Origin of the sequence: Crossiella sp. SN42 (assembly GCF_023897065.1) — a bacterium.
Taxonomy (GTDB): domain Bacteria; phylum Actinomycetota; class Actinomycetes; order Mycobacteriales; family Pseudonocardiaceae; genus Crossiella.
Map to the genome: position 1 here is coordinate 81,511 of NZ_JAMHIV010000011.1, position 20,431 is coordinate 101,941.

The following is a 20,431-nucleotide window of genomic DNA, read 5'->3' on the forward strand; positions in this document are numbered from 1 at the left end:
TGGCCATAAGCTCCACTTCGATGGCGAAGGATTGGACCACTTTGCGGGAGCTGCTGCTCCCCGCCGTGTCCGGGCCGGGCGCCCGCGGCAAGGCCCTGGAACAGGCGATCCGGGAGATGGTGCGGGACGGGCGGCTGCGGCCGGGCGTCCGGCTGCCCTCCAGCCGGGACCTGGCCGCCCAGCTCGGGCTGTCCAGGGGCACGGTCACCGCGAGCTACGAACAGCTGGTCGCCGAGGGCTACCTGGTGGCCAGGCACGGCTCCGGCACCCGGGTCGCCGAGGCGGTCGGCCCGGCCGAGTCCCCGGCGCCCGCGCCGACCGCCGCGCCGCAGTGGCGGTTCGACCTGCGGCCGGGACTGCCCGCGCTGGGCGCCTTCCCGCGCGCCGCCTGGCTGGCCGCGACCAGGGCCGCGCTCAACGAGATGCCCGACTCCGCGCTGGGCTACCCCGAGCCCAGCGGCCTGCCCGAGCTGCGCGCCGAGCTGGCCGGGTACCTGGGCCGGGTCCGCTCGGTGGTCACCGACCCGGCCGGGATCACCGTCACGCACGGGGCCGCCGAGGCCCTCGCGCTGCTCGCCCAGGTGCTGCGCGACCGCGGCTTGACCGAGATCGCGGTGGAGAACCCCAGCCACCACGGCCAAGCTGAACTCCTTGCCGCGCAAGGGCTCCGGCCGGTCCCGGTGCCGGTGGACTGCGACGGGATCCGGGTGGACGCGCTGGCCCGCACGCGGACCAGGGCGGTGCTGGTCACCGCCGCGCACCAGTTCCCGCTGGGCACCGCGCTGGCCCCGCAGCGGCGGCGCGCGCTGCTGGCCTGGGCGCGCGAGCGGGACGCGGTGGTCATCGAGGACGACTACGACGCCGAGCACCGCTACGACCGGCCCACGGTGTGCGCGACCCAGTCGCTGGACCCGAGCCGGGTGGCCTACATCGGCAGCGTCAGCAAGATCCTCGCCCCCGCGCTGCGCCTGGGCTGGCTGGTGCTGCCCGCCGACCTGCGCGCCGCGGTGGCCGACCGGAAACGCCTGCACGACCTGGGCTGCGGGCCGCTGCCGCAGGCCGCGCTGGCCCGGTTCCTGCGCGAGGGCGGCTACGACCGGCACCTGCGCCGCACCCGGCTGCTCTACCGCCGCCGCCGGGACGCGCTGCTGGCCGCGCTGGCCGAGCACCTGCCGGAGTGGCACCCGGTGGGCATCGCGGCCGGCCTGCACCTGGTGGTCCGGCTGCCCGAGGGCATCGACGACGCCGCGCTGTCCGCCCGGCTGGCCGCGGCCGGCATCAACGCGCCCGCGCTCTCCGGCTACGCGCACCCGCCAGTGCCCGCGCCCTACCCCGGCCTGGTGCTCGGCTACGCCGCGCTGTCGGCCGACCGGCTGCGCGCGGCCGTCGCGCACATCGCGCGGAATGTCGGTGACCTGGTGAAGATGGAGGGATGCGCCTCGCCGAGCTAGTGCACACCTCCGCCACGGTCGCGGGCACCCGCGCGCGCAAGGCGAAGATCGAGACCCTGGCCGCACTGCTGCGCGGCGCCACCGACGTCCGCGACGTCCGGCTGGCCACCGCCTACCTGATCGGCGTGCCGCCGCAGGGCCGCACCGGCGTGGGCTGGCGCTCGCTGACCGCGCTGGACACCGCGCCCGCCACCGAACCCGGCCTCACCCTGCACGCGGTGGACGACACCCTGTCCGCGCTGGCCACCACCGCGGGCTCCGGTTCGGCGCAGCGGCGCAAGGACCTGCTCACCGCGCTGTTCAGCCAGGCCACGAAGCCAGAGCAGGACTTCATGATCCGCCTGCTCACCGGCGAGCTGCGCCAGGGCGCGCTGGACGGCGTGATGGCCGACGCGGTGGCCGCCGCCTTCGAGGTCCCGGCGGCCGCGGTGCGCCGGGCGCACATGCTCAGCGGCGAGCTGTCCGCGGTGGCCGAGTCGGCCCGCGCCGGCGGCGAGGCGGCGCTGGCGGAGTTCCGGCTGGAGGTCGGCCGTCCCATCCGGCCGATGCTGGCCTCCCCCGCGGAGTCCCTGGACAGCGCGCTGGCCGAGCTGGGCGAGGTCAGCGTGGAGTACAAGCTGGACGGCGCCCGCATCCAGGTGCACCGCGACGGCGAGGCGGTGCGCGTGTTCACCCGCACCCTGCGCGAGATCACCGCCTCGGTGCCGGAGCTGATCGAGGTGGTGCTCGGCCTGCCCTGCACCTCGGTGGTGCTCGACGGCGAGACCCTGGCGCTCACCGACGACGGTCGCCCGCGCCCGTTCCAGGAGACGATGAGCCGCTTCGGCGCCACCTCGGCCAGGGAACTCCTGCTGCACCCGTACTTCTTCGACCTGCTGCACCTGGACGGCGTGGACTACCTTGACGCACCCCTGCGCGACCGTCTGTCTACTTTGGACACTCTCGTCGGTGACCGCCGCATACCGTCCACAATGGACCCATCGGCGGCGGCCACCTTGCTGGACAACGCGTTGGCCGCCGGCCACGAGGGCGTGATGGTCAAGTCCCTCGACTCGCCCTACGCCGCGGGCCGCCGGGGCAAGTCCTGGCAGAAGGTCAAACCGGTGCACACCCTGGACCTGGTGGTGCTGGCCGCGGAATGGGGCCACGGCAGAAGAACCGGCTCACTGTCCAACCTGCACCTGGGCGCCCGCGACCCGGACGGCGGCCCGCCGGTGATGGTGGGCAAGACCTTCAAGGGCCTCACCGACGAGCTGCTGGCCTGGCAGACCGCCGAGCTCCGGAAACTGGCCACCAGCACCGACGACTACACGGTGTACGTGCGGCCGGAACTGGTGGTGGAGATCGAGCTGGACGGGGTGCAGGTCAGCCCGCGCTATCCGGGTGGCGTGGCGCTGCGCTTCGCCCGCGTGCTGCGCTACCGGCCGGACAAGGAAGCGGCGGACGCGGACACCATCGACGCGGTCCGCGCATTGCTGCCCTGATGCTGACCTGCGCCGGAGCCGGAAAGCCGAGCCTGGACCGCCTACTGTCGCGGACATGACACGGTTCTGCGCGGTGATCGTCTTGTGCTCGCACGCCGAGGGCAAGGACCCGCTGTACCAGGAGAACATCGTGCTGCTCGAGGCCGACTCGCTGGAGTCGGCGCGGGCCCGCGCGCAGCGGCACGGCCGGGACGGCGAGACCGAGTACCGCAACGGCGAGGGCGAGCTGGTGCGCTGGCGGCTGGCCCAGGTGGTGGACGTGGCCGAGGTGCCGGACCAGGCGCTCGGCGACGGCGCCGAGGTCTACACCCGCCATTTCCGCGACTACGCCGCCTATCGCCGGTTCGAGCCGCTACTGGACGGCGAACCGCTCTGAGCGCCGGCCGCAGACAGCAAAAATCGCGATCCGTCAAATAGTTTCGCCATATTTCCTTTAGCAAAGTCCTATGTGCGTGTAGGCGATTTTCCTGGCTAGGGTCGCCGCCGAGGGAAATCAAACGCACTGGAGGGACTTATGACGATTCTGGTGACCGGCGCGACCGGCTCGGTCGGCAGGCATGTGGTGGACGGCCTGCTGGCCAGGGGTGAGCAGGTGCGCGCCACCACCAGGGACCCCGGGCAGGCGAACCTGCCGGGGGCGGCCGACGTCCGGCAGGCCGACATCAACGACCCGGACACCTTCCTGCCCGCACTGGAGGGCGTGGCCAAGCTGTACCTGTTTCCGCACTTCGCGCGCTTGGAATATTTCCTGGGCAAGGTCAAGGAGGCCGGGGTCCGGCGGATCGTGACGCTGTCCTCCTCCTCGACGGTGCAGCGGCTGCGCACCAACAAGGAGGCCGGGGACGAGCACCTGCGGGTCGAGCAGGCGGTGGAGGACACCGGGCTGGAATGGACCCATCTGCGGCCGGGAATGTTCGCCGGGAACACCGCGGAATGGGCGGAGAGCATCAAACTGGAAGGCCTCGCCTACGGCGCCTATCCGCAGGCTGCGATGGCGCCCATCCACGAACGGGATATCGCTGAAGTGGGCATCGCGGCATTGCTGGAGGACGGTCATGTTTATGCCAGGTACAGCCTGACCGGACCGGAAACGCACACCAGGGTCGAACTGGTGCGGATCATCGGCGAGGTGCTCGGGCGGGAGCTGAAGTTCCGCGAGCAGACCCCGGCGGAGGCGGTGGCGTTCTGCCGGACGCTGGGCTATCCGGACGACGTGATCACCATGATCGAGGGCTACCGGGCCGAGGCCAGCAGGCGGCCGGACGAGGTGACCGACACCGTCGAGCGGGTGCTGGGCCGCCCCGCGCTGTCCTACCGGCAGTGGGTCCAGGACCACGCGGACTGGTTCCAGTGATGTGAACCCCAGTCCGGGAAGCGCGCGAGTCCGTATCCTGGGCTGTCGTGCGCTTCCTGGACGGGGTCACCCCCGGATACGACCTGACCTATGACGACGTCTTCCTGGTTCCGCGGCGCTCCGGCGTCGTGTCCAGGTTCGACGTCGACCTGTCCACTGTGGACGGGACCGGCGCCACCATCCCGATCGTGGTGGCCAACATGACCGCGGTGGCCGGCCGCCGGATGGCCGAGACCATCGCCCGGCGCGGCGGCATCACCGTGCTGCCGCAGGACGTGGCCCCCGAGGCGGTCGCCGAGATCGTCTCCTGGGTCAAGGGCAGGCACCCGGTGTGGGACACGCCGCTGGTGGTGGACGCCGGCGCGGCCGTGGCCGACGCGCTGAACCTGCTGCACAAGCGGGCACACGGCGCGGTGGTCGTGGTCGACGCCGAGGGCACCCCGCTGGGCGTGGTGAACGAGGCCGCCTGCACCGGGGTGGACCGCTTCGCGCGGGTCGCCGACGTGCTCGACGAGGACATGCTGGTGCTGCCGCTGACCGCGCAGCCGCGCGAGGTGTTCGAGCGGCTGCACGGCCGCCCGGCCACGCTGGCGCTGGCGGTGGACGGCGAGGGCCGCCTGGCCGGGGTGCTGACCGAGGTCGGCGCGCTGCGCGCGGACATCTACCGCCCGGCGCTGGACGAGCAGGGCAGGCTGCGGGTGGCCGCGGCCATGGGCGTCAACGGCGACGTGGCGGCCAAGGCCGAGGCGCTGCTGGCCGCCGGGGTGGACACGCTGGTGGTGGACACCGCGCACGGGCACCAGGAGAAGATGCTCACCGCGCTCAAGGCGGTCCGCGCGCTGTCCCCCGCCGTGCCGGTGGCCGCGGGCAACGTGGTCACCGCCGAGGGGACCAGGGACCTGATCGAGGCCGGCGCGGACATCGTCAAGGTCGGGGTCGGCCCCGGCGCGATGTGCACCACCCGGATGATGACCGGCGTGGGCCGCCCGCAGTTCTCCGCGGTCGCCGAGTGCGCCGTGGAGGCCAGCAAGTACGGCAAGCACATCTGGGCCGACGGCGGCGTCCGGCACCCCCGCGACGTCGCGCTGGCACTGGCCGCGGGCGCCAGCTCGGTGATGATCGGGTCCTGGTTCGCCGGCACCTACGAGTCGCCGGGTGACCTGCACCAGGACGAGCAGGGCAGGCTGTACAAGGAGTCCTTCGGCATGGCCTCCAAGCGCGCGGTCAGCGCCCGCACCCGCACCGACTCGGCCTTCGACCGGGCCCGCAAGGGCCTGTTCGAGGAGGGGATCTCCAGTTCCCGGATGCGCCTGGACCCGCTGCGCCCCGGCGTGGAGGACCTGCTGGACGCGATCTGCTCCGGCGTCCGGTCCTCCTGCACCTACGCGGGCGCGACCACGGTGGAGCAGTTCCACCAGCGCGCGCTGCTGGGCGTGCAGTCCGCGGCCGGCTTCGCTGAGGGCCGCCCCCTGCCGGCCGGGTGGTAGCGAAGACAAAACGAACCCCATGCCTCCCCCCGAAGGAGGCATGGGGTCCGTGGGCAACGGACCGCCCCGAGCGGTCCGGCTGGTTGTCTCCCCGCGTCAGGCGGCGATCGGTCCCGCGGCGCGAACCGCGGGGTGCACCCCGGCGTGCTCCGGCCCCCGAGCCGGCTTGGCACGCTTCGCCGCCTTGCCCGTGCCGTCCACCATGACCGGCAGCACCATGAGGACCAGGACGAGCACGCTCAGCACGGCTCCGGTCCAGGTCAGCACCATCTCGATCATCGTGGTCTCCTCGGGCTCGCTGTGTTCTCCGAACCACTATCGCCCGGTGCCACCTACCCGCGGATCGGCAGTACGGCCACTGTCCACCTGGCCGATCGGCCACCTCCGGCCTGCCGATCGGCCGATGAGCGCGGGGCGGGCGGCACGAGCCCGGGCCGCCCGCCCTCGCCTCAGCTCATGTAGTCGCCCTCCAGCATCTCGGTGACCAGTGCCGCGATCGGCGAGCGCTCCGAGCGGGTGAGGGTGACGTGCGCGAACAGCGGATGCCCCTTCAGCTTCTCGATCACCGCCGCGATGCCGTCGTGCCTGCCGACCCGCAGGTTGTCCCGCTGCGCCACGTCGTGGGTGAGCACCACCCTGGAGCCGGTGCCCAGCCGGGACAGCACGGTCAGCAGCACGTTGCGCTCCAGCGACTGCGCCTCGTCCACGATCACGAAGGAGTCGTGCAGCGACCGGCCCCTGATGTGGGTCAGCGGCAGCACCTCCAGCATGCCGCGGTCGAGCACCTCGTCGATGATGTCCTTGCTGACCATCGCGCCCAGCGTGTCGAACACCGCCTGGGCCCAGGGCATCATCTTCTCGTTCTCGCTGCCCGGCAGGTAGCCCAGCTCCTGGCCGCCGACGGCGTAGACCGGCCGGAACACCACCACCTTGCGGTGCAGCCGCCGTTCCATCACCGCCTCCAGACCGGCGCAGAGCGCCAGCGCGGACTTGCCGGTGCCGGCCCGCCCGCCGAGGGAGACGATGCCGACCTCGGGGTCCAGCAGCAGGTCGAGTGCGATCCGCTGCTCGGCCGAGCGGCCGTGCAGCCCGAAGGCCTCGCGGTCGCCACGGACCAGCCGCACCCGCTTGTCCGGGGTGACCCGGCCCAGCGCGCTCGCGGTCCCGGCGAGCAGCCGCAACCCGGTGTGGCAGGGCAGGTCCCGCGCCTCGTCCAGGTCGACCACGCTCTCCTTGTACAGCGTGTCCACCACGTGCGAGCCGACCTCCAGGTCAGCCGTGCCGGTCCAGCCGGACGGCGTGACGTCCTGGGCCCGGTACTCGTCAGCGGCCAGCCCCACCGCACTGGCCTTGACCCGCAGCGGCATGTCCTTGGTGACCAGGGTGACCCGGTTGTTCTCCGCGGCCAGGTTCAACGCGCAGGCGAGGATCCGGGCGTCGTTGGAGTCGGTGCGGAAGCCGGAAGGCAGGACATCCGGATCCGAGTGGTTCAGTTCCACGTGGAGGGTGCCGCCCTCCTCGCCGATCGGGACCGGCGAGTCCAACCTTCCGTGCAGTACGCGGAGGTCGTCGAGCAAGCGCAGTGCCTCGCGAGCGAACCAGCCCAGCTCCGGGTGGTGTCGCTTCCCCTCGAGCTCACTGATCACCACGAGCGGCAGCACCACCTGGTGCTCCGCGAACCGGGTGATCGCCCAGGGGTCGGACAGCAGCACCGAGGTGTCCAGCACGTACATACAGCCCTTCGAGGCTGTCGCACGGCGGGCACCGCTGCGGGAGGAACGGGTCGAGGACTGTGCTGGGGACCGTCGTGCGCTCACGGCAACTCCCTCACGAACGCGGCACCCGCGTTCGGTGCTCGGTGGGCCAGGCACTACCCTGCGGGTCGGTGTTCGTCGACGCTGATGGCTTCAGCGTCGGAACACACGGCCACAAGGGCCGGGTGCCGGCCCCCGCGTGCGCGTAGACGTCACGACCAGGGCCTCCCTGGACGAGTCGATCGGGTCGACCCGTCACTGGCAAGCTACCTGCGGCCACCGACAATCGGCATGAAGCCACACAGGTGATTTGGTTAATTGTCACCGCAACGCTACGTACTGCACACATAGCGCCACGGTCACCAGGCGAAATGTCCCTATTGTCGCTTTTCGGTCACGCTGGGTGCATACCGCAGCCAGTCCCGCGGCCCCGGGTACCGCACCCGCACCGAAGCCACCCCCACCGCCCAAGCCAGGTGCTCCGCCAGTTCCGCGGTCACCCACCCCCGCGCCGCCACCGAGCTCGCGAACGCCCCGTGCAAGGCGTCCCCGGCCCCGAGCGTGTCCCGCACCGGCACCCGCGACACGGCCACTTCACCGGTCCCCAGCTCCCGGTCCCAGTAGACGACCGGCTCGCCGCCCGCGGTCATCGCCCCGGTCCGCACGATCTCCCGCAACGCCGCCAGCGTCTCCGCCCGACCCTCCTGACCAGGGAGTCGGTAGTCCCCGGAGCAGATCACTACATCGGCGGCGGCAAGCAGCTCGTCATGGTGCGGCCGGTACCGCCCGGCGTCGAAGACCACCGGCGCACTGGCCCGGACGGCGGCCCTGGCCAGGTCCGGATGGTGGCCGTCGATGAGCACAACGTCGGCCGCGGCGAGCAGAGCGGACAGGTCCGCCGGCGGCCTCGCGGACACCCCGCCCGCGTCGGTGGACACGATGTTCCGGTCCCCGGTCCGCTCGTGCACGGTGATCGCGGAGACCGCGGGCGGCAGCTGCCGGTCGGGCGTGCAGTCACGCACGGTTATACCGAAACCGGCCAGTTCCTGGTGGATGAGACGTGCCAACGGGTGATCTCCGAGTGCGGTCAGGAGAGTGACGGCGGATCCGGTGGCGGCAGCGGTAACCGCGGCGTTACACGCGGGGCCACCAGCGGCGACGTCTTGGCGGGTGGCGGTGACCTTGTGGTTGGGGGCGGGGAAGCCGGGGACGCGGTGCAGGACGTCGAGGGTGGCCAGCCCAACACACAGCACCCGCCCTGGAATGTGACCGGTCATCTCACCCGTGCTTTCTGGTTGGTGGGGCTGTCATCGGCAGTCTCGCTTGCCTCGCCGGTGATCGGCACGGCGCGACCTGCCGTTGCGACCCACCCGGCTGGCAATGTGACCGGTCATCTTGAGCTAGGCCGCAATATGACCGGTCGTCTTCAAGCGGCAGCGAATGTGACCGGTCATCTCACGTAGCCAGCGAATGCGACCGGTCATCTCACGCAGCCCAGGAATGTGACCGGTCGTCTCACGCAGCTCGGGAATGTGACCGGTCGCCTCAGACAGCCCCGAAAGTGACCGGTCATCTCACGTAGCCAGCGAATGCGACCGGTCGCCTCGTGCAGCTCACGAATGTGACCGGTCGTCTTAGACAGGCCGCGAATGTGACCGGTCGTCTTAAATTGCCCACGCGCGGCTTCACCCGGGACTCGCTCCCGCCCGCCCATCCCCCTGTTCCCCCAACCACCTCTAAGACGACCGGTCACATTGAGCCCCGGCCAGCGAACCGAACCGGACCGCTCACCCGACCCTCGGCACCGCCGGAATGTCCGCCGCGATCTCCGCCCGCACCCCAGCCGGAATCAACGGCTCATCCAGCAACCGCCGATACCGCTCCGCCACCGTCTCCCCCGACGGCCGCGCGTTCAACCACGTCCGCAACAGCCGGTACCCCTCCACATACGTCGTCGTATAGGCCCGCCACAGCGGATCCGACAGGAACCGGATCATCTGCCGGGCACGCGCGTCCGTGCACAGCAGCCAGCGGCGCAGGAACATGGCGACCTCGTCCACGTCGGCGCCCCGGTCGTGCAGCATGAGGGCGGCGTCCTGGCGGACGGTGGCGAGTTTGCCGAGGGCGCCTTCGAGGCGTTCCTGTTGTTCGCCTTCCATGCGCAGGCCCAGGTCGGCGACGATCTCCTGGGTCCAGGTGCCCCAGCCGGAGCCGATGACGGCGTGCAGGCCCAGGTCGGCGAGGCCTTCGGCCATCAGGCATTGCGGGGTGTTGACCAGGAAGATCGTCTGTTCGGTCTGGCCGAGGGTGCCGACCAGGCCGGCTTCCTTGCGGCAGTGCTCGGTGTGGTGGCCGGGATAGGACTCGTGCGCGACCAGGTGCGGGAGGTTGGCCATGCGGTGGCCGAGGTCGGCGTTGATGGCGACCTTGGAGTGGTAGTCGCCGAGGTAGTAGTTGAAGCCGCTCCACGGTTTGTCCGTGACGATCTCGTAGTCGACGACCTCCTGCTCCGGCAGGCCGAAGGTGGTGCGGACCTCGTCGCGCAGCGCGCTGGAAAGGGCGTGCACCACGGGTTCCAGCTTCTCCGGGGGGACCAGGTCGCGGGCGCGGAAGGTGCTCAGGCGGGTTTCCAGCGAGCCCTCGCCGGGCAGCAGGTCCGACAGCTCGGCGTGCGCGGCGCGGTAGTCGTCCTGTTCGCCTGGGGTGATCCGGACCTGGAAGTAGGCCTCGACCTCCTCGACGAAAGAGACCGCTTCCCCGGCGAGCTTGCGGCCGGAGCACTCCAGCGCGACCAGGTGCGCGTCCAGGAAGGCGACGCGTTCCGGTTCCAGGTTGATCCCGGCCAGTTCCGCGCGCAGTTCCCTGGCCCTGGCGGCCAGTGCCGCCGGGTCGGGGCGGGCTTCGGCGAGCACCTGCCGCCGCAGCGCGGGATCGCCGGTGTAGGCGTCGACGAAACCGTCGACCAGGCGGTCGAACCGCAGGCCGAGCAACAGGTACTCGCGTACGAGCTGATGTCCCTCCACCGCGCGGACCCTACGCGAGCGGTCCGGGACTACGAGCCGAAACGCCGGTGCCGGGCGGCGTAGGCGCGCAGCGCGCGCAGGAAGTCGATGCGGCGGAACTCCGGCCAGTAGGCCTCGCAGAACCAGAACTCCGAGTGCGCGGACTGCCAGAGCAGGAAGCCGGAGAGGCGCTGTTCGCCGGAGGTGCGGATGAGCAGGTCGGGGTCGGGCTGGCCGGAGGTGTAGAGGTGCTCGGCGATGTGGTCGACGTCGAGGACCTCGGCCAGCTCCTCGATGGTGGTGCCGGCCTCGGCGTGCTGGAGCAGCAGCTTGCGCACCGCGTCGGCGATCTCCCTGCGTCCGCCGTAGCCGACCGCGACGTTGACCTCCATGCCGTCGCGGTCCCTGGTGCGCAGCGCCGCCGCGGACAGCCGCGCCGCGGTCTCGGTGGGCAGCAGGTCCAGCGCGCCCACGATGCGCACCCGCAGGCCGGTGCCGGGCTCGGTGAGCTCGTCCACCACGCCGGCGATGATGTCCAGCAGCGGGTTCAGCTCCTCCGGCGGCCGGTCCAGGTTGTCGGTGGAGAGCAGCCACAGGGTGACCACCTCGACGCCGACCTCACGGCACCAGCCGAGCATCTGCTCGATCTTCTGCGCGCCGATCCGGTGCCCGTCGTTGACGTCGACGAGCCCAGCTTCCTTGGCCCATCTGCGGTTTCCGTCCAGGATCACGCCGACGTGGCGGGGATGCTCCACCCCGATCAGGCCACGGCGCAGCCGCCACTCGTAACCGATTTCGAGCAGATCGCGTACTCGCTGACGTACACCCACGTCCGCGCAGCGTACGCCGATACCCAGGCACACTGTTCGTGTGCACCCCCAGTGGCAGGACCCCGAGGTGATCGCACGGCTCGTGCGCACCGCCCGCACCGTGGCCGTGGTCGGCGTCAGCGCCCGGCCGGACCGGCCGAGCCATCAGATCGCGCAGTACCTGCACCAGCAGGGTTTCCGGGTGTTCCCGGTGAACCCGGCCCTGCGCGAGTTCCGCGGCATGCCGGTCTACCCGGACCTGGCCTCGGTGCCGGAGCACATCGACATCGTGGACGTCTTCCGCCGCGCCGAGTCGGTCCCGCCGGTGGCCGAGCAGGCCATCGAGGTCGGCGCGGGCGCGCTGTGGCTCCAGCTCGGCATTGTCGAGGAGGAGTCCTGCCAGAAGGCGGCCGCGGCCGGGCTGGACGTGGTGGCGGACCGGTGCATTCTGGTCGACCACCGGAACCTCACCAGCTGAAGTGATGTGCAGCTGACCACAACATAACCAGTGCGTAACCTACGGTGCCGTAACCTTGACAGGTGTCATCCGCGACCCTTCCCACACCTCCGGACCAGATCGTCAAGCCGCGGCTGCGCGGCTGGATCCACCTGTGGTCCTTCTTCGTCTCGCTGGTCGCGGGCAGCACGCTGATCGCGGTGGCCGCCAGCTCGGTCTCCGCGCGGGCGGCCCTGGCCACCTCGATCTACACCGTGACCATCCTCGGCCTGTTCGGCATCAGCGCGCTGTACCACCGGCGCACCTGGGTGACCGAGGGCGCGCTGCGCTGGATGCGCCGCCTGGACCACTCGATGATCTTCCTGTTCATCGCGGGCACCTACACCCCGTTCTGCCTGCTGGCCATGGAACCGGGCCTGGGCAGCGTGATCCTGGCCGTGGTCTGGGGCGGCGCACTGGCCGGGGTGACGCTGAAGCTGGCCTGGCCGGAGGCCCCGCGCTGGCTGGGCGTGCCGATCTACATCGCGCTGGGCTGGGTGGCCATCTTCGTGCTGCCCGAGCTGGGTGCCCGCGGCGGGATCACGGCACTGGTGCTGCTGCTGGTCGGCGGCCTGTTCTACACCGTCGGCGGCATCATGTACGGCATCCGCCGGCCCAACCCGTGGCCGAAGGTCTTCGGCTTCCACGAGTTCTTCCACGCGGCCACCGCGCTGGCCGCGCTCTGCCACTACATCGCGGTCTGGCTGGTGCTCTTCCCGTAGAGACTTGCCGGGGTGCGGGCGCCCGCCGCCTGCCCGCACCCCGGCATCCCCTTCCTCAGAGCCCCGGCCCCTTGGCCCGCAGCTCGTCGACCTTGGTCATCGCCTCGCGCAGCTCGCCCAGCCACTCGTCGGCGTGCTTGCCCACCAGTCGCACCGCCCAGGCCAGCGCCTCCGAGCGGGACCGGGCCACGCCCGCGTCCACCAGGGTGTCCAGCACCAGGCGTTCGGGCTGGCGGAGGCGGGTCATCACCGGGACGGAGAGCCGGGTGAAGCGTTCCTCGGTGCCGCCGAGGCGGGCCGCCCAGGCGACCTTGCGGCCGTAGCGGTGCTCGGCCTGGCGGGCGATGTCGATGCGTTCCGCGCGGGTCTGCTCGCGCCAGCGGGCGATCCGGCCCGCTTCGGCCGCGGCGCGTTCGGCCTCGTCCGGGTAGTCGCCGTCCAGGGGCTGGAGCTCGCCCAGGATGGTGATCTCCTCGCGGTCCACGATGACCTCGGGCGGGCCGGTGAACCAGCCGTCCGGCAGCCTGCCCGCGAACCAGCCCGCCGCTTCCTTGCCGCTGTGTCGGTGCCCCATGGCTTTCTCCTCTTGTCCTCGTTGCACTGATTACATGCTTACACCTCTGCCAACCCGTTCGGCGAGTACTTCGTTTCGCGGTCGCGTTCGCCCGTGGAGAACGGTGAAGATGGGGCCATGGGGTCCGACTGGTCTTGGCAGCTGCACTTCGCCACGCCGCTGACCGCCGCGCGGGCCGAGGAGCTGCTGACCGTGCTGGCGGCCTGGGGCTGGCGGCTGGGGCCGCGGTTGTCCATCAGCCGCAAGGAGTTGCTGGAGGGGCTGGCCGTCGGCCGCTGGGACGTGCCGCTGTGGTCAGCCGAGGAGACCGACCTGCTGCTGAGCACCACCCCGGACTCGGTCTGCCTGACCCTGGACGCCGCGCACACCTGGCGCGAGCCACGGCCGGAGGCGGACGGCTACCGGCTGCTGCACCGGGGGCTGACCGAGCTGTGGGTGCACCTGGCCGAGCGGTTCGAGGCGGTGTTCGGGCGGGTGGAGGACGAGCTGTCCTGGGACCGGGTGTCCGGGCTGCTCACCGAGTCCCAGCCGGACGGCGTGCCCGCGCCGGGTCAGTGGCCGGACTGGCTGGGCTGGTGGACCTACTTCAACGCCGAGCGCGCCGACATGCTGCCCAACCCGCCTGCCGGGCTGCGGCTGACCCCGCGCGGCGCGGTGCTGGCGCTGCTGGACGATCCGGCCGCGGTGGACCCGGCCGAGTTCGCGCGCATTCACCAGGGAATGCTGGCCAGCTGAGAAAGCTTTTGCTCGTCGGTCCGGTGACGTAGTCTCTCCATTCTCGACTGTCGGGAAAGGACACCGGATGGCATCTCCCGATTCCGGGGCCACCATGCGGATCAGCCCGGAAAGCGCGGCCGCGCTCAGCACGCGCCTGCGCTGGTTGCTCGACCGGCTCGAATCGCTGCGCAGCAGGGGGCTGCACGCGGCCAGGCTGACCCCACCGGCGAAAGACCCGGTCAGCGGCTTGGCCATGGCCAGGTACCGCGATCTGGTGGACCGGGGACCCGGTTCCTTCCTGGCCGAGATGGACCAGGCGATCATCGAACTGCGCAGGCAACTCAGCGCCGCCGAGAACATGGCAACCGATTACCGATCAGTCGAGCGTGACAATTCGCACGCTCCGGGTTTACCGGGCGACAAATAAGCGGATCGTAGGGGGCAGGGGGAATCGTGAATACCTGGAACGAGGGGCTTTTCTGGTGGGCTGAGGCGCCCATCGCGCGCGTCTGCGCCGATGTGCACACCGGCCCAGGCGCCGGTCCGCTGTACCAGGCCGCCGAGCACTGGCAGCGGATCTGGGCCGAGCTGGACGAGCTGCGCACCGACTACCACCGCGGCTTCGCCGAGTTCGCCCGGCACAACACCGACCGGGGCGCGGTGGTGGCCACCGAGGTCGCGCACGCGGCCAGCGCGCTGCTGGTGGACGCGCAGGCGCAGGCCGCCGCGGCCAGGGAGCTGCTCGCCACCGTGGCCGGGGAGTTCGACCTGGTGCGGGCCAGCGTGCCTGCCCAGCTGCCGCCACCGCCGGCGCACAGCACCGGGTTCCTGGACACCACCGGCGCGGCCTGGCTGCACACGCCGGACCTGCACGGCGCGGAGACCCAGCTCCGGCAGGTCACCGACCGGGCGCGGGACGTGCTGGGCGGGTACGAACGGGCGGTGCTGTTCGGGCTGCCCAACCGGCCGGCCGGCCCACCGCAGCCGCCCGCGGGAAGGCCCGCGGTGCGGGTGCGCGCGGCCGAGGCGGAGACCGAGCCGCTGCCACTGCCGGCGAACTTCGGGCCGACGGGCGCGCGGCCCGCCGCGCCCGCGCCGGTTCCGGCGCCGCCGCCCGCGCCGCCGCCGCGGTGGGATGAACCGGAGCAGGGCTACCTGCGGCACGTCGCGGCGGATCCGGACGACCCGTTCAGCTCCGACCTGACCGTGGCGCCCCCGGTGATCGGCGAGTAGGCGGCGATGTCGAACTTGTGCCGAGAACCGTTGTCCCGCTTGGGTTTCAGCACGCTGTGGCAGGCCGTGCACGGGGACCGCCCGCAGCCGGTGGTGCTGGACCTGGCGCCGGAGACCGGTGACTACCCCGAGCGGGACGCCTGCCTGCGGCGGGGCATGGACGAGTTGTCCGCCAAGGGATACCGGGACCAGCGGCGGATCGCCGAGGACGTGCTGGCGCTGATCCGGCTGCTGGCCGAGCACAACCGGTCGCTGGACCTGCGGCTGGTCGGCCGGGGTGGCTGGGTGCGCGCGCTGGCCGCGGCGGGCGGGGCGGAGCAGGCCGGGCTGGCGGTGCTCTCCCCCGAGGGGCTGACCCTGCGGCCGGTGCGGGACACCGGGTTGGCCGCGGCGCTGGTGGCCGAGCTGCCGGAGCACCCGCGCGGCACGCTGCGCCAGCTGTCCGTGCCCACCGCGCAGCTGCGCGCGGCCACCGTGGGCGGCCCCGATCCCTGGGAGCGGCCGCTGTCCAAGGCGGACCGCGGTGTGCTGGCCCCGCTGGTGGCCGATCCGGTGGTGCGCCGGGCGCAGATCGGCGGCACGGTGCGGGAGCGCTGGGGCACGCCGCGGCGCGTCGAACGGCAGCTGCTGGTCAACGACGGGCAGCGGCATGGCCGGCACCTGGTCTACGCCACCGGCACGCACACCACGCTGGTCAGGGCCGATGCCAGGCTGCTGGTGCGCAGCGCGGGGGAACTGCTGGACCGGCGATGAGCGGGCGGCGCTGGCGCGGGGAGCGGTTGCCGCTGGCGGTGCTCGGCGTGGCCTTCCTGCCACTGGCCGGCACGGTGGCCTGGCTGCTGGCCAGTGGTCAGGAGATCGGCCAGAGCGCGATGCTGGCGGGCACGGCGCTGGTCAGCGCGGTGCTGGCCGGGTACACCGCGTGGCTGGCCGACCGGCGCAGGCGGGTGGAGGAGGAACGCGGGCTGCTGGAGCGGGAGAAGGCCGAGACCGAGCGGCAGCGGCAGGCGCTGGAGCTCCAGCGGCACGAGCTGGACCAGCTCAAGCACGAGCGCGACCTGCAGCGGGTGGCCGACGAGGGTTTCGTGGGCACCGTGGAGCTGCTGGGTCACGCGGCCGCGCAGGTGCGGGTGGGCGCGCTGTACGCGCTGGCCGGCATCGCCGCGGCACGACCGGCCATGGCGCAGCAGGTCGTCGACATCGTGTGCGTCTTCCTCCGGCAGGCGATCCCGGCGCAGGAGCCGGGGGCGCGGCACCTGCGCCGGGAGGCGCAGAAGGTGCTGGACCGGGTGTTGCGGGCGCACCAGGGCAGACCGGTGCTGCTGGACCTGTCCGACACCACGCTGCACGGGCTGGCGCTGACCGAGGTGACCCTGGCCGGTCTGGACCTCAGCGGCGCGGTGCTGGAGGGGCCGTGCACCCTGCGCGGGGTGCGGGTGCTGGGCAAGCTCGTCCTCAGCGACGCGGTCTTCCACGGGCCCGCGCACTTCGAGCGGGCCGGCCTTGGCGAGCTGACCGCGGACCGCACCCGGTTCCGGCAGACCGCCGGGTTCGCCGCGATCGTGGTGCGGGACAAGGTGAAGCTCGCCCAGGCCAGGTTCGAGCGGGCCGCCGAGTTCGGGCAGGCGGCCTTCGGCGGGGCGGTGCACTGCATGGCCGTCTTCGCCGACCGGGCCGACTTCGCCGGCTGCCGGTTCGGCGGGCTGGTCAGCCTGACCGGCTCGCGGTTCGCCAGCCCGCCGGACTTCGGCGGCGCCACCTTCGCGGTGCCGCCGCGGCTGGACGAGGGGCCGGGCGGCTCAGGGCTGGACGGCGCGGCGGATGGCGCTGGTCAGCTCCACCACTGAGGTGACCGGGCGCTCGCACACGTAGCCGCGGCAGACGTACCCGGCCGCGGTGCCGTTGACCAGCGGGCGGCCGGTGAGCAGCGGGACGCCGGGCTCGTCCGGCTCGCCGCCGATGAGCACCGCGCCCGCCGGCAGGGCGGCGCGGGCGGCGGCCAGCAGTTCCCAGCGGCGGTTGTCCGCGCCGGAGCTGACCACGGCGACCTGCACCGGGCCGTGCTGGGCCGCCTCGGCCACGGCCAGCCACCAGCCCGCGAACCGGGGTGCGCGGGCGGCCAGCACCCCGGCCCGGCTCAGCGCGCTTTCCGCGGCCACGCGGTAGGTGCCCGCGCGGTCCGAGCCGGTCAGCACGGAGGCGGTGAGCAGGGCGCCGGCCAAGGCGGCGGCGCCGCTGGGGGTGGCGTTGTCGGAGATGTCGCTGGGGCGGCGGACCAGTTTTTCCGCATCCGCCGCGGTGTCGAAGAAGACGCCGGGGTGGTCCGGGTCGGCGAACTGGGCCAGTGCGGTGTCCAGCAGGTCCGTGGCGTGCGCCAGCCAGCTGGGCTTGCCGGTGACCTGGTGCAGCACCAGGAACGCCTCGGCGGTGTTGGCGTAGTCCTCCAGCACACCCGCCGCCTCGCCCACCGCGCCCTCGCGGGAGCCGCGGCGCAGCCTGCCGTCCACCAGGTGCGTGCCCAGCAGCAGATCGGCCGCGAACACCGCCGCGTCGATCCACTGTGGACGGTCGAAGTAGGCGCCGCCCTCGGCCAGCGCGGCGATGGCCAGCGCGTTCCAGGCGGTGATCACCTTGTCGTCGCGGCCGGGCTGCGGGCGGGTGGCGCGGGACTCCCGCAGCGCGGCGCGCACCCGCTGCCAGCGGGCCGGGTCGTCCGGGTCGGCGAGCAGCTGGAGGGTGGACATGCCGTCCTCGAAGGTGCCGCTTTCGGTGACCCGCAACAGCTTCGCCGCCCAGGCCCCGTCCTCGGCGCCGAGCACCTCGGTCAGCTGGGCCGGGGTCCAGGCGTAGGTCAGGCCCTCCACGCCGTTGGTGTCGGCGTCCAGCGAGGAGGCGAAGCCGCCCTGCAGCGTGTGCAGGTCGGTGAGCAGGAACTCCGCGGTCTCCACCGCCACCCGCCTGGCCTGCGCGGAGCCGGTGCGGCGGGCCAGGTGGGTGTAGACGCGCAGCAGCAACGCGTTGTCGTACAACATCTTCTCGAAGTGCGGCACCACCCAGGCGGCGTCCACGCTGTAGCGGGCGAAGCCGCCGCCGAGCTGGTCGTACAGGCCACCGCGGGCCATCGCCTCGCAGGTGCGCTCGGCCAGCGAGAGGGCCTCGGTGGAGCCGGTGCGCTCGTGGTGGCGGAGCAGGAACTCCAGCACCATCGACGGCGGGAACTTCGGCGCGCCACCGAACCCGGCGTGCGCCTCGTCGAACTCCTGGGCCAGCGCGGTCACCGCGTGCGCCAGCACCTCATCGTCCACAGTGGACTGTGGCAGCGGCCGCGCGGCCTCGGTCAGCTGGGCCACCACCGAGCGGGCCGCCTCGCGCACCTCCTCGCCGCGCTCGGTCCAGGCCTCCACCACCGCGGCCAGCAGCTGCGGGAAGGACGGGTAGCCGGGACGCGGCTGCGGCGGGTAGTAGGTGCCGCAGTGGAACGGCTCGCCCTCGGGGGTGAGGAAGCAGGTCATCGGCCAGCCGCCGTGGCCGGTCATCGCCTGGGTGGCCTCCATGTAGACCGCGTCCACGTCCGGCCGTTCCTCGCGGTCGACCTTGACGTTGACGAACCCGGCGTTCATCAGCTCGGCGACCGCCGGGTTCTCGAAGGACTCGTGCGCCATCACGTGGCACCAGTGGCAGGCGGCGTAGCCCACCGACAGCAGCACCGGCACGTTCCGGCGGCGGGCCTCGGCGAACGCCTCCTCGCACCACGGCCACCAGTCCACCGGGTTGTCGGCGTGCTGGAGCAGGTACGGGCTGGTCGCCGCGGCCAGGCGGTTCGGCATGGGTGCGTCTCCCGAGCGTTGGTGGCGAGGTCAGTGCGGTTGGTGCAGGTGCAGGGCGAGCCAGAGCTCGGCGCGCACGCCTGGCGAGTCGAGGTCCTTGTCCAGCAGGTCGGCCACCTTACGCATGCGGTTGCGCAGGGTGTGCCGGTGGACACCAAGCTGTTGCGCGGCCGGGTCCCACTGTCCATGGTGGCTCAGCCATACCCGCAGGGAGGTCAGCAAATCCCCGCGGCCGGTGGCATCGTGCGTCTCCAACGGGCTGAGCAGGGCCGAGGCGAAGGCAGCGCCCCGGCGGCCGTCCACCAGCGCGAGTAGTCCGGAGCCTGCCAGGTCGGTGAATTCCAGCACCGGCCGGTCCTGGCGGCGGGCCGCGTCCACCGCGGCCAGCGCCTGCCGATGTCCCTCGGCGACCTCGGTCACCGGCCCGGACACGCCCAGCCGGACCCCGGCCAGGCGGCCGGGCAGGGCGCGGCACCAGGCCAGCAGCTCACCCTCGGCGGCCAGCACCACCACCCGGTCGGCCACCTCGGCGAAGAAGCAGGGCTCGGCCACGCCCTGGGCGCCGAGCAGGTCCACCGCGGCCGCGCGGGCCGGGGCCGGGCCGGTCAGCGCCAGCACCCGCAGCGGCGGCGCGGGCAGCGCGCCCCACAGCGGCCGGACCACCTCGGCGACCAGGTCCCGCTGCCCGGCCGCGAGCAGCGTGAACAGCCCGGCCCGCAACCGCCGGGCGGCCGCGTCCAGGCCGCCGGTCTGCTCCAGGGCCAGCGCGAGCAGCGAGGCGGCCGCGCCGAGCAGGTGGTGCTCAGCCGGGGTCCACGCCCTGGCGCTGCCCAGCAGCAGGAAGGCCCTGGTGCGGCGGCCCGCGCCGAGGGCCTGCGCGGTGATCCGCTCGCCAGGTGCGTGCGCGGTGACCGCGGCCGGTGGCCGGGACGCGCGCAGCCGGTCCAGCAGGCCGGCCGCCTCGGCGACCCGGCCGCGGGCACTGGCCGGGGCGGCCCGCAGCGGTTCACCGGCCACGTCCAGCAGCACCACCCAGGCGTCCAGCTCGCGGGCCAGCCGCCGCAGCACCGCGCCCAGCCCGTCCACCCCGGTGACCGCGCCGGCCAGGGCTTGCAGCGCCCCGCTCATCCGGGTGGCCTCGGCGTAGGAGTCGGCCGCCACCGCCCGGCTGACCGCCTTGGTGACCGCGATGAACGGGGTGTCCCTTGGCACCTCCAGCAGCGGGAAGTCCCTGGCCCGCGCGGCTTTCACCAGCTCGGCGGGCACCCGCTGGTGGCTCAGCCCGGTGCCGAAGGCCAGCCCGGCGGCGCCCGCGGCGGCCAGCCGGTCCAGGTAGGCCCGCCAGGCAGGCCGGGCCAGCCCGGTGGTCAGCAGCAGCTCGCCGCCCTCCAGGAACGGCGTCGGGTCGGCCAGCTCACTGACGTGCGCCCAGGGCAGCGGCCGGTCCAGCTCCCGGGCGCCGGCCAGCAGCCGGAGGCCCAACTCGGGCAGCTCCAGCAGCGCGCGCACGGTCAGCGGCAC

The 20,431-nt window shown here is 72.7% G+C and carries 20 protein-coding genes; 12 read left to right on the top strand and 8 right to left on the bottom strand.

What is annotated here, in order from left to right; genetic code table 11:
- The first annotated feature begins 20 nt into the window (after window positions 1-20).
- From M8C13_RS14870 to M8C13_RS14890, 5 genes are all read left to right on the top strand, one after another.
- Complete coding sequence (locus M8C13_RS14870) at window positions 21-1,451, top strand: PLP-dependent aminotransferase family protein (protein WP_252481163.1); 1,431 nt, start codon at window positions 21-23, stop codon at window positions 1,449-1,451.
- The gene (locus tag M8C13_RS14875) at window positions 1,433-2,935 is read left to right on the top strand and encodes an ATP-dependent DNA ligase (RefSeq protein WP_252481164.1); all 1,503 of its coding nucleotides are present in this window, start codon (window positions 1,433-1,435) and stop codon (window positions 2,933-2,935) included. Before M8C13_RS14870 ends, M8C13_RS14875 begins: the two co-directional genes overlap by 19 nt.
- 55 nt (window positions 2,936-2,990) lie before the next feature.
- Window positions 2,991-3,311: a DUF4288 domain-containing protein gene (locus M8C13_RS14880; protein WP_252481165.1), complete on the top strand. Its 321-nt coding sequence runs from the start codon at window positions 2,991-2,993 to the stop codon at window positions 3,309-3,311.
- Between the two features lie 138 nt (window positions 3,312-3,449).
- Entirely contained in the window at window positions 3,450-4,289 is an 840-nt protein-coding gene (locus tag M8C13_RS14885) for an NAD(P)H-binding protein (protein WP_252481166.1), read from the top strand.
- 47 nt (window positions 4,290-4,336) lie between these two features.
- A complete protein-coding gene (locus M8C13_RS14890) occupies window positions 4,337-5,776 on the top strand; it encodes a GuaB1 family IMP dehydrogenase-related protein (protein WP_252481167.1) in 1,440 nt (479 codons plus the stop codon).
- Window positions 5,777-5,872: 96 nt separating this feature from the next.
- Here the strand turns inward: M8C13_RS14890 and M8C13_RS14895 are convergent, their stop codons facing one another.
- The 5 genes from M8C13_RS14895 to M8C13_RS14915 form a co-directional block, all read right to left on the bottom strand.
- Window positions 5,873-6,055 (bottom strand): hypothetical protein, encoded by a 183-nt coding sequence (locus tag M8C13_RS14895; RefSeq protein WP_252481168.1) that lies wholly within the window; start codon window positions 6,053-6,055, stop codon window positions 5,873-5,875.
- Window positions 6,056-6,225: 170 nt separating this feature from the next.
- The gene (locus tag M8C13_RS14900) at window positions 6,226-7,509 is read right to left on the bottom strand and encodes a PhoH family protein (protein ID WP_252481169.1); all 1,284 of its coding nucleotides are present in this window, start codon (window positions 7,507-7,509) and stop codon (window positions 6,226-6,228) included.
- Between the two features lie 398 nt (window positions 7,510-7,907).
- Window positions 7,908-8,807 carry a PfkB family carbohydrate kinase gene (locus M8C13_RS14905; RefSeq protein WP_252481170.1) on the bottom strand — a complete coding sequence of 300 codons (900 nt, stop codon included), beginning with the start codon at window positions 8,805-8,807 and terminating at the stop codon, window positions 7,908-7,910.
- Window positions 8,808-9,317: 510 nt separating this feature from the next.
- Entirely contained in the window at window positions 9,318-10,553 is a 1,236-nt protein-coding gene (locus M8C13_RS14910) for a DUF885 domain-containing protein (RefSeq protein WP_252481171.1), read from the bottom strand.
- Window positions 10,554-10,582: 29 nt separating this feature from the next.
- Window positions 10,583-11,362: an isoprenyl transferase gene (locus tag M8C13_RS14915; RefSeq protein ID WP_283661592.1), complete on the bottom strand. Its 780-nt coding sequence runs from the start codon at window positions 11,360-11,362 to the stop codon at window positions 10,583-10,585.
- 67 nt (window positions 11,363-11,429) lie between these two features.
- On the opposite strand from M8C13_RS14915, the gene M8C13_RS14920 reads away from it, so the two are divergent.
- Both M8C13_RS14920 and M8C13_RS14925 read left to right on the top strand, forming a co-directional pair.
- On the top strand, window positions 11,430-11,819 hold the full coding sequence (locus M8C13_RS14920; RefSeq protein ID WP_252481172.1) for a CoA-binding protein: 390 nt from the start codon (window positions 11,430-11,432) through the stop codon (window positions 11,817-11,819).
- Between the two features lie 62 nt (window positions 11,820-11,881).
- A complete protein-coding gene (locus tag M8C13_RS14925; RefSeq protein WP_252481173.1) occupies window positions 11,882-12,559 on the top strand; it encodes a hemolysin III family protein in 678 nt (225 codons plus the stop codon).
- A 55-nt stretch (window positions 12,560-12,614) separates the two neighbouring features.
- On the opposite strand, the gene M8C13_RS14930 is transcribed toward M8C13_RS14925, so the two are convergent.
- Entirely contained in the window at window positions 12,615-13,133 is a 519-nt protein-coding gene (locus M8C13_RS14930) for a hypothetical protein (protein WP_252481174.1), read from the bottom strand.
- A 117-nt stretch (window positions 13,134-13,250) separates the two neighbouring features.
- Here M8C13_RS14930 and M8C13_RS14935 point away from each other — a divergent pair, with 117 nt between their 5' ends.
- From M8C13_RS14935 to M8C13_RS14955, 5 genes are all read left to right on the top strand, one after another.
- The gene (locus tag M8C13_RS14935; RefSeq protein ID WP_252481175.1) at window positions 13,251-13,868 is read left to right on the top strand and encodes a hypothetical protein; all 618 of its coding nucleotides are present in this window, start codon (window positions 13,251-13,253) and stop codon (window positions 13,866-13,868) included.
- A 67-nt stretch (window positions 13,869-13,935) separates the two neighbouring features.
- Window positions 13,936-14,277, top strand: a complete 342-nt coding sequence (locus tag M8C13_RS14940) for a hypothetical protein (RefSeq protein ID WP_252481176.1) — start codon at window positions 13,936-13,938, stop codon at window positions 14,275-14,277.
- Window positions 14,278-14,303: 26 nt separating this feature from the next.
- Window positions 14,304-15,083, top strand: a complete 780-nt coding sequence (locus M8C13_RS14945; protein WP_252481177.1) for a hypothetical protein — start codon at window positions 14,304-14,306, stop codon at window positions 15,081-15,083.
- A gap of 39 nt (window positions 15,084-15,122) precedes the next feature.
- A complete protein-coding gene (locus M8C13_RS14950) occupies window positions 15,123-15,836 on the top strand; it encodes an ESX secretion-associated protein EspG (protein WP_252481178.1) in 714 nt (237 codons plus the stop codon).
- A complete protein-coding gene (locus M8C13_RS14955) occupies window positions 15,833-16,930 on the top strand; it encodes a pentapeptide repeat-containing protein (protein WP_252481179.1) in 1,098 nt (365 codons plus the stop codon). The genes M8C13_RS14950 and M8C13_RS14955 overlap by 4 nt, the downstream gene beginning before the upstream one ends.
- Here the strand turns inward: M8C13_RS14955 and M8C13_RS14960 are convergent.
- Together M8C13_RS14960 and M8C13_RS14965 are read right to left on the bottom strand one after the other, a co-directional pair.
- Window positions 16,883-18,910, bottom strand: a complete 2,028-nt coding sequence (locus M8C13_RS14960; protein WP_252481180.1) for a thioredoxin domain-containing protein — start codon at window positions 18,908-18,910, stop codon at window positions 16,883-16,885. The genes M8C13_RS14955 and M8C13_RS14960 overlap by 48 nt on opposite strands.
- 30 nt (window positions 18,911-18,940) lie before the next feature.
- Entirely contained in the window at window positions 18,941-20,431 is a 1,491-nt protein-coding gene (locus M8C13_RS14965) for a PucR family transcriptional regulator (protein ID WP_252481181.1), read from the bottom strand.